Source organism: Halanaerobium hydrogeniformans (assembly GCF_000166415.1).
Lineage (GTDB): Bacteria > Bacillota > Halanaerobiia > Halanaerobiales > Halanaerobiaceae > Halanaerobium > Halanaerobium hydrogeniformans.
Genome location: NC_014654.1, coordinates 54,104 through 68,941, shown reverse-complemented (window position 1 = coordinate 68,941; position 14,838 = coordinate 54,104). Strand labels below are relative to the sequence as shown.

Genomic DNA, 14,838 nt, shown 5'->3' with positions numbered 1-14,838 from the left:
AAATTAGACACATAGTTTAGATGGTTTTCTCTCGTTTTCGTAGTCTTCTGGACTTTTATAATCTAATGTAGAATGCATTCTGATTCTGTTGTAATAAACAGCAATATATTGGAAAATTTCCTGTCTTGCTTGCTGTCTAGTTTTATAATTATCTTGATAAATTAATTCTGTTTTTAATGTGGAGAAGAAACTTTCTACTACTGCATTATCCCAGCAGTCTCCTTTGCGACTCATTGAGGATCTTATACCATTTTTCCATAGTTCTTTCTGAAAATCATGGCTTGCATACTGGCTGCCTCTATCAGAATGAAATATTAAACCTTTTTTAGGATTTCTGTTTTTTATCCTCATGTTAAGAGCGTCTATGACAAGCTGTCTGGTCATTCTTTTATTAATTGACCAACCAACAATTTTGCGGGAATAAAGATCTATTACTACAGCTAAGTAAAGCCAGCCTTCAGCTGTAGGTATATATGTAATATCTGAAGCCCAAACCTTGTTAGGCTTAGATACATCAAAATTTCTATTAAGCAAATTTTCTTTTAAAGGTAGGTTGTGATTTGAATCAGTTGTCTTTTTGAATTTCTTTTTCTGAATTGCCCTAAGACCCATTACTTTCATAAGTCTCACAACTCTTTTTATATTACAGTTATGACCTTCTTTTATCAGCTGACGATGTATTCTAGGGCTTCCATAGCGGCCGCTATGCTGCCAGTATATTTTAGCTATTTCTAGTTTTAGTTTCTTATTTTCGATTTCTCTTTGACTGGGTTCTCTATCTAACCAATCATAGAAACCTGACCGGGAAACTGCTAATACCTGGCACATTTTCGTCACAGGGAATTGATCTCTGTGGTCCCGGATAAAACCATAGATTACTTCGGTTTTTTCGAAAAGATGCCTACTGCTTTTTTTAATATATCACGTTCTAATTTGGTTTCTCTAAGTTCATCTTCAATTTCTTTTATTTTCTTTTGTTCAGGTGTTAAATTCTGTTTTCCATTACCAGGAAAAGCATGTTTACCTTTGTTTCTATATTCTCTACGCCAGCGATTAAGATTACCATAATTAATGCCGAGATCTTCAGCAATTTCTTTAACAGATTTATCAGAGTTGAGACTGAGTTCAACAGCATCTCTTTTGAATTCTTCAGTGTAACTTCTTCGTTTTCCCATTTGGGCACCTCCTGAGTTTATTATATATCTTAACTCAGTGTCCTACAAATCGGGGGAGGGTCATACAGCTTAGATCTAAATAAAAATTAATTGCATATGCTAAACTAAAAGTATACCAAAATTAATGTTCTGCTAACCGAAAAGTGTACCACCCCAACACTGAGCTAGCCCCTCTAATCTTGGACAAACTTTAATAGTATTTGTTAAACATAGTTTTTCAATAAATTAACTGCTTATGCAGCAAATCTAATTCCTGAAACTAAGTTGTTAAGAACATTTTTATGATAAACTGCTGGTGGTATTTTACCAACAGATGAATGTGGTCTCCTATTGTTGTATTTATCAACAAATTTAGCAATAGAATTCCTGCAGTGGGTTATGCTGCGGTAATGTTTTTGATATACTTCAGCTCTTTTTAATGTGCCGTGAAAGCTCTCAATATGGGCGTTTTCTTCTGGTGTGTTTACCATTGTTCTTTCATGAGATATATCAAGCTCTCTAATCCTGGTCTGAAACTCTCGACTTCTAAACTGGGTACCATTATCAGTTCTTAATATTAGATTATCAGTATTCCGATTTTCTATTGCCTTTTCAAGGGCTTTAAGAGCTTCTTTTGTGCGGCATCTTAATCCTTCATGATGACCTACAATCTCTCTGGTAAATACATCAATAATATCAAACATATATACCCACTGGCCACTGTTATCTATGTGTTTTTGTCAAGTGAAATTTGACCCTTTTATTAATTGAAAATTGACGGTTCATTGTAAAATTAAATGCAACAGACAAAAAAATTAGAACCATAGCTAAAAACCTAGTATGATATAAGTGACCAAACAAAATCATATGGAGGTTTAAGCTATGGCTCATACTAAAGATAATACCACAACTCAAAGAACTTTTAAACATCTTTCTTCTTACGAAAGAGGCAAAATTGCTGCTTTTTTGCAAGAAGGATATTCTCAAAGAAAGATTGCTGAAAAATTAGGAAGATCTCCCAGTACTATTAATCGTGAAATTAAAAAAGGCACCACAACTCAACTAAACTATGATCTGTCTACCTATGAGCAGTATTTCCCTGAAACTGGTCAGGCTGTTTATGAGAAAAATCGTTCTCACTGCGGTAATAAACATAAATTACTTAAAGTAGAAACATTTCTAAATTATGCAGAAAAGATGATTTTAGAAAATAGTTGGTCTCCAGATGTTGTTGTTGGCCATGCTCTGAAAAATAATAAATTTACTAAAGATAAAATGGTATCTGCTAAAACTTTGTATAATTATATAGACCAAAATCTACTAGATGTTAAAAATATTGATCTTCAGCTTAAAGTTCGTAGAAAAAAAAGAGTTCCTAATAAAAGAAAGCATAAAAGACTTAAGGGTAAAAGTATTGAAGAAAGACCAGAAACAGTTGATGACCGAAAAGAATTTGGCCACTGGGAAATTGATACTGTTAGAGGCACTAGAGCCAAAGACAATGTTCTTTTGACAATTACCGAAAGAACTACTCGTCAACATTTGATTAGAGTTTTAGAAGATAAGAGCTCTGCTGCTGTAGATCAAGCAATTAAAAAGCTAAAAGTTCAATATTCTAATGTTTTTAATAAGCTATTTAAAACAATTACGGCTGATAATGGAACTGAATTTACTAATTTACATAATCACGATATTAATGTTTACTATGCTCATCCCTATTCAGCTTGGGAAAGAGGCACTAATGAAAGACACAATGGTCTCATTAGACGATTCATTCCTAAAGGAGAACAAATAAGTAAATATACAGAAAAACAAATTCAAAGAATACAAAATTGGTGTAATAATTATCCAAGAAAATTATTGAATTATTTTACTCCAAATGAATTATTCCAAAAAGAACTTCAATCTATTATCAGCGATGTATAAATAGTTTTAAATATAATATACTTCGTTATACTAGGTTTTTCTATTAGTGTTGCATTTAATATTGCAATTTAAGATCGAACATTAAATATCTATATTCAACAGGTGTTAGGTAATCTAACGACCCGTGGATTCTGTGGTTATTATACCAGTTAACATAGTCAAATAGCTCATATTCCAGCTCTTCAAAGCTATTAAATATTCTATCATAAGCAAATTCAGTCTTAACTACTTTAAAGGCTGCTTCTGCAACTGCATTATCATATGGGCATCCTTTATTGCTTAAAGAACGCTTAATATCGAAGCTGTCTAAAATATCATCAATAGCTTTATTTTTGAATTCATTGCCTCTGTCAGTATGTAAAATATTAATCTGATCCAGTGGCCTTTTAATACTTTTAAAAGCTTCAGTTACTAATTCAGCATTTTTCTTTTTACCTGCTGCATAACCTATAAATTCGCGGTTAAAGAGATCAATTATCAGGCAGCTATAGTTCCATTTACCTTTTACATTAACATAGGTTAGATCACTGACAACAACGTCTAAAGCTTCTGCTTTATTAAATTCTCTGTTTACAACATTGGCAATTTTATCTTCATTACATTTTGGAGAATGAACTTTGTATTGCTTTTTAGTATAAGTGGAAACCAGATTATATTTTTTCATTATTTTACCTATTTTGCGTTTAGATACCTGATAACCTTTTTTAGCTAATTCTCTTTTGATTTTTCTGGTTCCATAGTGATTTCTACTTGTTTTGTGAATTGAAATCACTTCGCTTTCTAGTCCAACATTAACCTGGTTTTCTTTAAGGGTATAATAAATCATACCCCTTGATATATTGAGTGCTCTGCACATAGCGCTAATACTGTATTTATCCCTGTTTACCTTAATAACTGCTACTTTCGTCCCATTATCAGCGCCGCTTGCTTTAAAATATCATTCTCCATTTTAAGCTGCTTATTTTCTTTTTGTAATTTGATTAATTCGTTTTCTTTATCAGTTCTATTATCTTTTGCTTTAAATGATCCAGAGTTGTTATAGTGTTTTATCCATTTATGAAGTGTGGACCTTGCTATTCCGTATTCTTTAAGAATTTCAGTCTGATTTTTACCATTATTAGCCAGAGTAACAACTTTTCTTTTGATTTCTTCAGGATATCTAGTAGGCATGATATTTTACTCCATTATTAGTTTGTTATTATCTTATTATATCATGTCCGAGAAAAAACTGTTTAATTAATTATACCCGATCCAGTTTCTAATTCAATATTCTAGAAATGAATATTTTTAATTTACTGGTATTTTAATAATGCTTTCTTTTCAAATTCATTAGGAGTCATATAATCAATGCTGCTGTGTATTCTTTTTCTATTATACCAGCTTTCAATAAATTGAAATATAGATAAATAAGCATAATGATAATCTCTATAATATTTTCTATGATGAACTTCTTCTTTTTTAATAATTGCATGAAATGACTCTATTACTTCATTATTGTATGGATTGCCTTTAGAAAAAAAAGACTGAATAAAACCTAAATCTTTAGATTCTTTTCTAAAAATATCTGGTATATATTGATGAGTTCCTATATTTGAATGTATAATTACTTTGTTTCCTGGTTTTTGTTTGCTATAGGCTCTATTTAAAGTTTCTAGAATTATTTAATATTCATTGTCTTAGAAAATGAATATCCAACATTTTTTTGTAAATAGATCCATCACTGAGGCAAGATAACAACAACCATCTTTTAAAGTATGAATATATGTAATATCGGTCACCCATATTTTATTAATCTCAGATGCGTTAAAATTAGAATTACTGCTGCTATAATGTCTGTGCTTTTCCATTAATTTTTTATTTTCTTTTTGAATTTTAAGCATTTATTTTTTAGTTAATGTGGTGTTTTCATTAAATTCTATCTCACTGTATTCTTTGAACCATTTATATTGTCACTCTTGTTACTCCATATTCACGTTCCACATCAGTTAATGAACTGCCTGAATGATAAATTTCAACAATCATTTTCTTAAAACATTAATTTTAGCATTTACTTTTGAGTAAACTTACTTCGTTATATTTATATACTACTCTATCTCTTCAATCTTTCCATCCAATATAGGTTCCATGGCTATCTTAGGAGTTACATTACTTATATCTTTATTCTCCTTAAGCCATTCTATGTATTCTTTCTGCCACACATTAACTATTACTGGAATTTTTTCTATATCTAAAATCTTAGCAATAGAAAATCTATGTTTTCCATCTATAAGTAATATTTCTCCTTTTCTAGAAATACCAACTTCAATCTCTTTTGCAATAGATGATTTCCCTAATTCTTTTTGAGTTTTATAGCCATTATTCTTTATATCTTGATATAAGTTATCCCATTTTTTTAGATACTTTTTCTTATATTCTTCAAAAGTTTTAGTATTACCTCTGCCACAGCCTTTTTTATTTAATAATATTTGTAATCTTTTATAATATAATGTGTCTGACCAAAGTTTATTCTGTAAAAATCGTTCTCTAAAAGCACTGTGGGTTATTGAATCATCAAAAAAGTTAAACCTATTTACATCCCAATCACCATTGATTATCAACCCTTTTATTTTTGCTTCCGTTATAAATAAATTTTTTATAGGTCTAACAGTTTGTCTTGCGGGGGGATTATATTCATTTACATCTTTATTTTTGATAAAAGAAATGTGAGATGTTGCATATGGAGATATACAATATTCAATTAAATCTATTGGAACTATAACCACTTGATATGGATTCTTTATAATTTCTGCTCCATATTCATCACTAAAACCAATATTATATTTACCCCTTATTTCTATATAACTTCTATAAGAAGCTCTCAACAGTTTATTAACTAGCCTAAACTTAATCGACTTAATAGATTTCTCCAAAGTTCCTTTAATACCTACTTCTTCAAAAGTTTCGATAAATTTCTCCATATCTTTTCTCATATTTCTGATTTTTATCACTCTTTCGATAATAAATTTAGATTTATTACACCTATCATGTGGTATTCTTTTACTACTTAGTATTCAAAATTAAACATTTATTGTTATTAGAATTAAAATATTCAGGATGATATTTTCCTATTATCTTTTATATTACTATATAAGCCTTTGAGCTAGCCCCTCTAATCTTGGACAAACTTTAATATGATTTGTTAAACATAGTTTTTTCAATAAATTAACTGCTTATGCAGCAAATCTAATTCCTGAAACTAAGTTGTTAAGAACATTTTTATGATAAACTGCTGGTGGTATTTTACCAACAGATGAATGTGGTCTCCTATTGTTGTATTTATCAATAAATTTAGCAATAGAATTCCTGCAGTGGGTTATGCTGCGGTAATGTTTTTGATATACTTCAGCTCTTTTTAATGTGCCGTGAAAGCTCTCAATATGGGCGTTTTCTTCTGGTGTGTTTACCATTGTTCTTTCATGAGATATATCAAGCTCTCTAATCCTGGTCTGAAACTCTCGACTTCTAAACTGGGTACCATTATCAGTTCTTAATATTAGATTATCAGTATTCCGATTTTCTATTGCCTTTTCAAGGGCTTTAAGAGCTACTTTTGTGCGGCATCTTAATCCTTCATGATGACCTACAATCTCTCTGGTAAATACATCAATAATATCAAACATATATACCCACTGGCCACTGTTATCTATGTACATCTGGACCATATCCATCTCCCAGAGCTGGTCAGGTCCAGTGAGTTCATGTTTTTGTTTTAATTGATAATTTTTAGGTTTTGGAACTCTCTTATCCTGTAGTAGATCTAAGACTTTCATTATACGGTAAATACGCTTATGATTAACTTTTAGATTTTCTGTATAGTTTAGATAATCAGTTACCATTCTATAGCCCAGATTAGGAGACTCATCAAAGTACTTTTTAACTAATTTAACAACCTCTTTTTCTGGAACTAAATTACCATCTTTATCATAAGCTGGATGACCAGTGTAAAGTTAATCTTCAGTATTAGTATCTTTCTCTTTTTGATCATTGTTCTGACGGTAATAATAGATGCTCCTGGCTATATTAAAAGTTCGGCATAGTTCTTCTACAGTATATTCTGATTTAAGCTGATTAATTATCTTGATTTTATCGACAGTATTTAGTTCTGCCAGGGCTTTTTTTAAGGATTTCCATCTGGACTTTCTGCTGGCCAATAATTTTTTCCATCTCTTTAATTTGTTTGTCTTTTTCCTTAAGTTTAGCTTTTTGTTCAGTAGCAGATTCACCACTGAGTTTACTAATACCTCTATCTAAGAATTCTTTTTTCCATAGATAGATGGAATTACGGCTGAAATCATATTCATCAACCAGATCAGATATTTTTTCACCTTTGATAGCTCGAAGGACAATTTCCATTTTTTCTTCAGGATCATAACTTTTAGGCATTTGCTTTTACCCCCTGTAATTATTATAAGATGTTAAATTGGTATCTGTCCAATATCTTTAGGGGGCGTCACAGAGGGCGCAACAACCTTCTTAAAACTATTTAGAGATTCTTAATATTTCTATCATATCATAAAAAGAAATATTATGTATGTTTTGAAGATACATTTTTATTGATAATTTCAATTATTTCTAATGTTTGTGTCATATTTTAAATCAGAAAATTCAAATACCAAAATTCATTAATTTTATAAATTAAATTCTATTAATTCTTCCCACTTTTTACTGATTTTTGTTAAATCAAATTTATTCATTATATTTTGTTGGTTATTAATGAAATCTTTTCTTAAATTTTCATCCTTTAGAATTTTGATTAAAGCTTTTGAATATTTAATTTCCTGTTCAGTAAACTGGTCATCATAATTTAAAATTTTATTACTAAATACTGGAGTTAATACACCATATTTTGTATATTCAACATCTTTTAATTTTTTTTCTAAAATTTCATTAGTCATAATCTCTCTTGGGCCATGTTTACAATCTGTTGAAATTACAGGAGTACCAGAAGCCATTGATTCTATTAATACATTCCCAAACCCTTCAAATAAAGAAGTAAATGCAAAAACATCTGAGTTTCTAATGTATTTATACGGATTATCTTTAAACCCTAAAAAATATACATCATCTTCTAAGTTTAATTTATTAGTTAAATTTTTTAAATATTCTTCCATAGAACCTTGTCCTAAAATAACTAGCTTTACATCTAGGATTTCTTCCTTGACTAATTTAAATATTCTTATTAAAAACCATTGACCTTTTTGTTTAGATAGACTACCAACATTAATAATACATGGATTATTAAAAATATCATTGTACTTATTTTCAATAGTTTTTTGAGATAATCTGTTAATCTTTTTGATTTCAAAAGAGTTATAAATATTAGTGATTTTTGTTGGATTAATGTTAAAATTATTTATCAAATTATTTTTAATTCCTTTTGACACGACAACTATTTCATCTGCTCTATTATAAAAAAATCTAAAAAATGCACCTCTTTTACTTAAATTACCTTTATCGGCATTAATATAATTATGTTCTGAAATCAATACTTTATCGTTATATCTTGAAAAGATATTTAAAAAATTAGCGTGGTCTAAAAAACTAATTGTAATATCGATTTTGAATTTTTTCTTTAATTTCTTTAAGTTATTTACTCTTTTATATAAATAATAGGCTTTTCCAAAAATATTTTTTGATGTATTGCTTTCAACTTTTATAACTTTGCCTTTATGAGAATAAGTGTTTTTAGTTTCATTATAAACAAATATATAAATATTATATTTTACACTTAATTGTAATGACAAATTAGCAGCAATTTTTTCAGCTCCTCCTCCAGTTAATTTTCCAACTAATAAAGCAACATTCTTTTTCATTGAAATACCTCCATATATTATTCCTGTTACGTCAAATCTAATAGTTTTTTCAAAAATATTAATAGTTATCATAGTTGTCAGGCTAGGAATCTCCATAAAAAGAAGGAATCCCCTCCCCCTGAGCTAGTAAATAGTAATTGAGAAAGTCACAACCTACTAGACCCAGAAAGGAAGGGATGTAAGTTATGTTTTCTCGAAAAATACCTAATTTCCTGCTTAAACCTATCATGAATTTTGTTCTTTTGACCTATCTTTTTTCGTCCAGACTTTTCCAGGTTGATTTTGAACCCAATAATAAACTCGATGATAGTTATACTAAATTTAACAGTTTTGATGACCCACAACCTATTATAGAATATAATCAGGTTGACTATCGCGATATTCTAGCTGAAGCTGAAAAAATGGTGAAACTATTCAGCCTGTTAATCGCAATAAACCTCTAACTGTAAAGGTTGAGGAGTGCTCTCAATGTGGAGCTCCCAAAAAATATCTCTACAGTTTCGGTCATGATCCAGATGGATACCAAAAGTTCCAGTGTAAACTCTGTAAACATCAGTGGGCTCCTAAGAAACCTAAAAAACCTAAGAACCACCCTACATATCGCTGTCCTTTCTGCAACTATGCTCTTGCTAAAGAGAAAAAGCGCAAGCATTTTACCAAGTATAAATGCCGCAATGATGACTGTTCTAAATGGAAAAATGAACATAAGCGTTATCGCTACAGAGCCTATAATTTTGATATCAATAAGCTTGAAGTTTCCAAACCTAATAAAGAACCTGTTAACCTTGATCATTCTCACTATGGAAACTTTACCATCTCTAAAGCTATTGACTTTTATGTCAGTCTTGGTCTTTCTTTAAGACAGGCTGAAAGAGCTCTTAAACTTGCCTATGGTGTTTCACCTTCAGCTCAAACCATCCAAAACTGGACTGTCTCTTTAGCTTACAGACTTGCTCCTAAAATCAATAATCTTGATTTGCCCTTATCTGGTATTGTTGCTGTTGATGAAACATATATTAAAATCAAAGGTAGCTGGCATTATCTCTTTACTGCCATAGATGGTGAAAATGGCTGTGTTATCGCTCAGCATCTTTCAAAACAGCGCGATGCTAAAGGTGCAATAACCATTTTAAAAAGAATCATCGACCAATATCAAGAGCAAAACTTTGTTCTAATTACTGATATGGCTCCAGTTTGCAGAGCTGCTGTCCATGCTGCTAGAGTGTTTTTGAAAACCAATATTGACCACAAACAACTTAAGGGTCTATTTACTAATAATGATAACTCAGATGAGATTTACAGGCCTTATAAAAACATCATTGAAAGGTTTTTCGGTATTTATAAAGCCCATTACAAACGCCATAAAAGCTTTAGCTCTTTTGATGGTGCACTTGCTCATATAACTCTTTATCAGCTCTATTTCAATTATTTAAAACCTCATAGTTCCTTTAATGATAAACCACCACTGATAGTAGTAGGAGCAAGAGGTCAGCCTATCGAATCCTGGGCCCAACTTATCAGATGGATCACCAAAACTGATAGGTAATTAAATATCTTTTAGAAAATCCATGTTTTATCTCTTTAGATATTTATAATCACCAGATACCATTTTCTTACTTTATTTACAACTTAAAACTTTTGACATTCTGATCATTTCCATTATAATCGTAATTAGTGATGCTCGATTACTATTTACTTACATTTTGTGGTAACTATCATATTTTATTTGACGTTATCATTATTCCCGTTCTGTTAAGTTATATGGTATTTGATTTAATCTTATCCCTGAAAGTGCAATATTTATAATCAAACAACATCACATTTGGATCTAAGTCAATAATCTAGACACAAATAGTTTAACTTTCTCTTATATTAATAATGCTTTCTTTTTAGTTACATCAAGAGTCAGATAATTAATATAATTAATACTGCTAATAAAAAATTGTTTCACCAATTACTAAATATGTTTCTATAGAAATATTATTAACCGCCAAATATAGAATTATTTAAATCATTCATTATATTCTTAGAAGCTTTATTACCATCTGGAGGTATTAAATATTTATTATAAAATTCTCTTCTTGACTTTTCTTTTTTATCTTTCTCATTAATTACATCTTCAATAAAATTTTTAATGTCTTTTTTGTTATATCCGGTATAATGTTGCTTGAGAGCTAACTTACCAAATTCATTAAATCTATCTGAAACGTTTTCATCTGAATATAAAAATAATGAAGGCTTTCCACAATATAAATATTCTGCAGTAAAAGAAGCACTATCAAAAATCATAGCATCTGATGAATTAAATAATTCAACATACTCATCTGTTTCTAATTGTCCATTAGATAATTGAGCCCACTTTCTATAATATTCATCTGTTCTTGTTCTTCCCCAGTTATTATGATTATATAGTTTATTTTTTAGAAATGGATGTGGCTTAAAAGCAATTTGTATTCTCTCTTCATACTTTTGAGCTATATCAAACATAAATTTATGATACCTTAAAAAATTAGAATATTTTAATTCATCGTTTTTTTGAATTGAATGATGTGGAGCCCAGATTATTTTTTTAAAATTTTGTTTTTTCCATTTATTAAGAACAATACTTTTCCCATACTCGAGTCTATCTATTCCTGGATATCCTGATACGACAACATTTTTCGCATTATTTCTAGAATATTTTTTTGCTATTTCTTTATGAATTTCTGTTTCATAAAAAGCTTTCCATAATAAATTATTAAATAAACTATTATACATCGTTTCATTTCTATTACATACATGAAATGAATAATGTGTATAACAAGACAATATATCAGGAAAGTTAGATATATAATATTTTGATTTAGTTTTATTAGAATAAGGATTAGTAAAGAATATAATATCTGGTTTAAATTTATCTTTTACATTTATATATGTTTCTTCATCGGTATTATATAACTTTATTGTATTAAAACCTTTGTTTAGAAACATATTATAACATTTTTCTATTTCATTAAGCATACTTTTTTTCCCGTATCTAGTGAAAGGACAAATTAAAATTATTGGATTATACCTATCATCATTTTCCATCATTTTATAAAGTTCATCGTATTTCCAGATCGAAGAATTTAAAACTATAAATGCAATATTTATTTTTTTTTGTTTTTTAACTTTATTCTTAACTTTTTGTAAATTATATTTATGATAGTAATACTGTTTTTTTATTTTCATGTTTTCAATAATTGATTTCAATTTAAAATAGAAAGGTTTTAATATATTTTTGATAGTCTCAGGTATTTTATTTTTAATTTTTTTTATATACATCAAATTGTGTTTAATAGAGGAGTGAAAAAATAATAATCCCTATTAAAATCTACCCTCCCTGTCTTAGTCCTTATATTCTTAAAAAAGTGTGACCCCCCCTAAATATATTGGACAGATACCAATTTAACATCTTATAATAATTACAGGGGGTAAAAGCAAATGCCTAAAAGTTATGATCCTGAAGAAAAAATGGAAATTGTTCTTCGAGCTATCAAAGGTGAAAAAATATCTGATCTTGCTGATGAATATAGTGTCAGCCGTAATTCCATCTACCTATGGAAAAAAGAATTCTTAAACGGAGGTATGAGTAAACTCAGTGGTGAATCTGCTACTGAACAGGAAGCTAAACTTAAGAAAAAAGACGAACAAATTAAAGAGATGGAAAAAATTATTGGCCAACAGAAAGTCCAGATGGAAATCCTTAAAAAAAAGCCCTGGCAGAACTAAATACTGTCGATAAAATCAAGATAATTAATCAGCTTAAATCAGAATATACTGTAGCAGAACTATGCCGAACTTTTGATATAGCCAGGAGCACCTATTATTACCGTCAGAACAATGATCAAAAAGAGAAAGATACTAATACTGAAGATCAACTTTACACTGGTCATCCAGCTTATGATAAAGATGGTAATTTAGTTCCAGAAAAAGAGGTTGTTAAATTGGTTAAAAAGTACTGTGATGAGTCTCCTCATCTGGGCTATAGAATGGTAACTGATTACTTGAATTATACAGAAAATCTAAAAGTTAATCATAAGCGTATTTACCGTATAATGAAAGTCTTAGATCTACTACAGGATAAGAGAGTTCCAAAACCTAAAAATTATCAATTAAAACAAAAACATGAACTCACTGGACCTGACCAGCTCTGGGAGATGGATATGGTCCAGATGTACATAGATAACAGTGGCCAGTGGGTATATATGTTTGATATTATTGATGTATTTACCAGAGAGATTGTAGGTCATCATGAAGGATTAAGATGCCGCACAAAAGAAGCTCTTAAAGCCCTTGAAAAGGCAATAGAAAATCGGAATACTGATAATCTAATATTAAGAACTGATAATGGTACCCAGTTTAGAAGTCGAGAGTTTCAGACCAGGATTAGAGAGCTTGATATATCTCATGAAAGAACAATGGTAAACACACCAGAAGAAAACGCCCATATTGAGAGCTTTCACGGCACATTAAAAAGAGCTGAAGTATATCAAAAACATTACCGCAGCATAACCCACTGCAGGAATTCTATTGCTAAATTTGTTGATAAATACAACAATAGGAGACCACATTCATCTGTTGGTAAAATACCACCAGCAGTTTATCATAAAAATGTTCTTAACAACTTAGTTTCAGGAATTAGATTTGCTGCATAAGCAGTTAATTTATTGAAAAAACTATGTTTAACAAATCATATTAAAGTTTGTCCAAGATTAGAGGGGCTAGCTCAAAAGACTTTAATATAATTTATTAAAAAGCAATTATTCTATTAAATATTTCTCTTATATTATTAATATATACCGGATTATTTTTTAATCTTTCTTGATTAACACCTTCAATTAAATCTTTTACTTTCACATCTTTACATAATTTAGACAAACTAGTTTCTAAACCAATATTAATCATTAACTCATATATATTATCTCTAGCTTCTTTAGAATTTAAAGAATAAAAAAATTGATTAATATCATTAACAACTCCCCTAACATATTCTTTGCCTCTATAATCAACAATTTCATTTTGATCTAGTTCACTATTATGAATTAATATTTCTCCTAAAAATAATGAAACTGCATGCCCATGAGGAACATTGCACTTAGAAGTTACTATATACGAAAAAGCATGTGGAGCAGTTGTTTTAGAAATATTAATAGCTTTACCAGCATAATTAGCTCCAAGCATCATCTTCTTTCTATTTAACTTTCCTGGGTTATTGACTGTTTCATTAATATTCTTTAATAATATTTTTATAGCTTTTTCTGCAAATTTTTTAGATTTTTCAGTTGAATTAACACTCCAATAAGATTCAACTGCTTGACATAAAGCATCCATTCCTGTACTAGCTGTTATATATTCCGATAATGAAAATGTTAATTCTGGGTCCAACACAACATAATCAGGAAAAATATTCTGGTTAGCTAATGAATATTTTGTTTCATTATAATAAATAACAGAAAAATGAGTAGCTTCAGAACCTGTTCCTGAAGTGGTGGGTATAGCACATAATGGTATTGATTTATCTGCAAGCTTTTTTTGCTTTAAAATATATTTTTCTGGAGGATGATCTTGTTTAGCTAATATATTAATCGATTTAGCCATATCAATTACACTACCACCACCAATTGCAATAATCATATCAAATTCTTCACTTTTAAACTTAGAAATACCTTTCCTTAAATCAGTATATTTAGGGTTATTAGAAAAGTCATTAAATATTTGATAATCAATATTACCTTTTAATATATTTTCTATTTTATCTTTTGCACCTGATTTTTCATATGAAGACTTACCAGTTACTAAAAATATTTTAGAAGGACTTTCTATATCAATTATTTCTTTTAGCTTGCTGATTGAATTAAAACCAAAATATTCTTTTTGTCTCATCA

The 14,838-nt window shown here is 29.5% G+C and carries 13 protein-coding genes and 1 pseudogene; 4 read left to right on the top strand and 10 right to left on the bottom strand.

From position 1 onward, the window contains the following. Window positions 1-3: 3 nt before the first annotated feature. Window positions 4-1,175, bottom strand: a protein-coding gene (locus tag HALSA_RS00315; RefSeq protein ID WP_095522091.1) for an IS3 family transposase whose coding sequence is annotated in 2 segments (ribosomal slippage) — window positions 4-917 and window positions 917-1,175 — 1,173 coding nt in all. Because the reading frame shifts where the segments join, the coding sequence is not laid out codon by codon here. Between the two features lie 233 nt (window positions 1,176-1,408). Continuing rightward, window positions 1,409-1,885: an integrase core domain-containing protein gene (locus HALSA_RS00305; protein WP_274377472.1), complete on the bottom strand. Its 477-nt coding sequence runs from the start codon at window positions 1,883-1,885 to the stop codon at window positions 1,409-1,411. A gap of 151 nt (window positions 1,886-2,036) precedes the next feature. Here HALSA_RS00305 and HALSA_RS00300 point away from each other — a divergent pair, with 151 nt between their 5' ends. Further along, window positions 2,037-3,080, top strand: a complete 1,044-nt coding sequence (locus HALSA_RS00300) for an IS30-like element ISHahy11 family transposase (protein WP_013404654.1) — start codon at window positions 2,037-2,039, stop codon at window positions 3,078-3,080. A 55-nt stretch (window positions 3,081-3,135) separates the two neighbouring features. Here HALSA_RS00300 and HALSA_RS00295 read toward each other — a convergent pair. The 6 genes from HALSA_RS00295 to HALSA_RS00270 all read right to left on the bottom strand — a co-directional run bounded on the left by HALSA_RS00295 (window position 3,136) and on the right by HALSA_RS00270 (window position 9,028). Then, a protein-coding gene (locus HALSA_RS00295; RefSeq protein ID WP_095522090.1) for an IS3 family transposase occupies window positions 3,136-4,250 on the bottom strand; the annotation gives its coding sequence in 2 pieces (ribosomal slippage) (window positions 3,136-4,013 and window positions 4,013-4,250; 1,116 coding nt in all). Window positions 4,251-4,372: 122 nt separating this feature from the next. After that, on the bottom strand, window positions 4,373-4,609 hold the full coding sequence (locus HALSA_RS13265; protein ID WP_420795047.1) for an integrase core domain-containing protein: 237 nt from the start codon (window positions 4,607-4,609) through the stop codon (window positions 4,373-4,375). Between the two features lie 555 nt (window positions 4,610-5,164). Next, entirely contained in the window at window positions 5,165-6,037 is an 873-nt protein-coding gene (locus tag HALSA_RS00285; RefSeq protein ID WP_013404651.1) for a ParB N-terminal domain-containing protein, read from the bottom strand. 252 nt (window positions 6,038-6,289) lie between these two features. Further along, the gene (locus tag HALSA_RS00280) at window positions 6,290-6,967 is read right to left on the bottom strand and encodes an IS3 family transposase (protein ID WP_238524785.1); all 678 of its coding nucleotides are present in this window, start codon (window positions 6,965-6,967) and stop codon (window positions 6,290-6,292) included. Between the two features lie 235 nt (window positions 6,968-7,202). Continuing rightward, on the bottom strand, window positions 7,203-7,502 hold the full coding sequence (locus HALSA_RS00275; RefSeq protein ID WP_041595729.1) for a transposase: 300 nt from the start codon (window positions 7,500-7,502) through the stop codon (window positions 7,203-7,205). Between the two features lie 245 nt (window positions 7,503-7,747). Then, on the bottom strand, window positions 7,748-9,028 hold the full coding sequence (locus HALSA_RS00270) for a glycosyltransferase (protein ID WP_013404650.1): 1,281 nt from the start codon (window positions 9,026-9,028) through the stop codon (window positions 7,748-7,750). Between the two features lie 89 nt (window positions 9,029-9,117). Between HALSA_RS00270 and HALSA_RS13215 the strand changes: the two are divergent. Beyond that, a pseudogene (locus tag HALSA_RS13215) lies at window positions 9,118-10,478 on the top strand (DDE-type integrase/transposase/recombinase). Between the two features lie 437 nt (window positions 10,479-10,915). On the opposite strand, the gene HALSA_RS00260 reads toward HALSA_RS13215, so the two are convergent. Then, window positions 10,916-12,235, bottom strand: coding sequence for a CDP-glycerol--poly(glycerophosphate) glycerophosphotransferase (locus tag HALSA_RS00260; RefSeq protein WP_013404649.1), 1,320 nt, complete (start codon window positions 12,233-12,235; stop codon window positions 10,916-10,918). Between the two features lie 159 nt (window positions 12,236-12,394). Between HALSA_RS00260 and HALSA_RS00255 the strand changes: the two genes are divergently transcribed. Together HALSA_RS00255 and HALSA_RS00250 are read left to right on the top strand one after the other, a co-directional pair. Then, window positions 12,395-12,682 (top strand): transposase, encoded by a 288-nt coding sequence (locus tag HALSA_RS00255; protein ID WP_041595728.1) that lies wholly within the window; start codon window positions 12,395-12,397, stop codon window positions 12,680-12,682. Continuing rightward, window positions 12,670-13,608, top strand: coding sequence for an IS3 family transposase (locus HALSA_RS00250; protein ID WP_187323464.1), 939 nt, complete (start codon window positions 12,670-12,672; stop codon window positions 13,606-13,608). Before HALSA_RS00255 ends, HALSA_RS00250 begins: the two co-directional genes overlap by 13 nt. Before the next feature lie 94 nt (window positions 13,609-13,702). On the opposite strand, the gene HALSA_RS00245 is transcribed toward HALSA_RS00250, so the two are convergent. After that, window positions 13,703-14,836 carry a phosphonoacetaldehyde reductase gene (locus HALSA_RS00245; protein ID WP_013404647.1) on the bottom strand — a complete coding sequence of 378 codons (1,134 nt, stop codon included), beginning with the start codon at window positions 14,834-14,836 and terminating at the stop codon, window positions 13,703-13,705. Window positions 14,837-14,838: the final 2 nt, after the last annotated feature.

What these genes read in the sequence shown, in the direction of transcription:
- HALSA_RS00285 (WP_013404651.1), bottom strand. Translation starts at nt 6,037, where the DNA reads ATGGAGAAATTTATCGAAACTTTTGAAGAAGTAGGTATTAAAGGAACT.
- HALSA_RS00260 (WP_013404649.1), bottom strand. Translation starts at nt 12,235, where the DNA reads ATGTATATAAAAAAAATTAAAAATAAAATACCTGAGACTATCAAAAAT.
- HALSA_RS00300 (WP_013404654.1), top strand. Translation starts at nt 2,037, where the DNA reads ATGGCTCATACTAAAGATAATACCACAACTCAAAGAACTTTTAAACAT.
- HALSA_RS00255 (WP_041595728.1), top strand. Translation starts at nt 12,395, where the DNA reads ATGCCTAAAAGTTATGATCCTGAAGAAAAAATGGAAATTGTTCTTCGA.
- HALSA_RS00275 (WP_041595729.1), bottom strand. Translation starts at nt 7,502, where the DNA reads ATGCCTAAAAGTTATGATCCTGAAGAAAAAATGGAAATTGTCCTTCGA.
- HALSA_RS00245 (WP_013404647.1), bottom strand. Translation starts at nt 14,836, where the DNA reads ATGAGACAAAAAGAATATTTTGGTTTTAATTCAATCAGCAAGCTAAAA.
- HALSA_RS00270 (WP_013404650.1), bottom strand. Translation starts at nt 9,028, where the DNA reads ATGGAGATTCCTAGCCTGACAACTATGATAACTATTAATATTTTTGAA.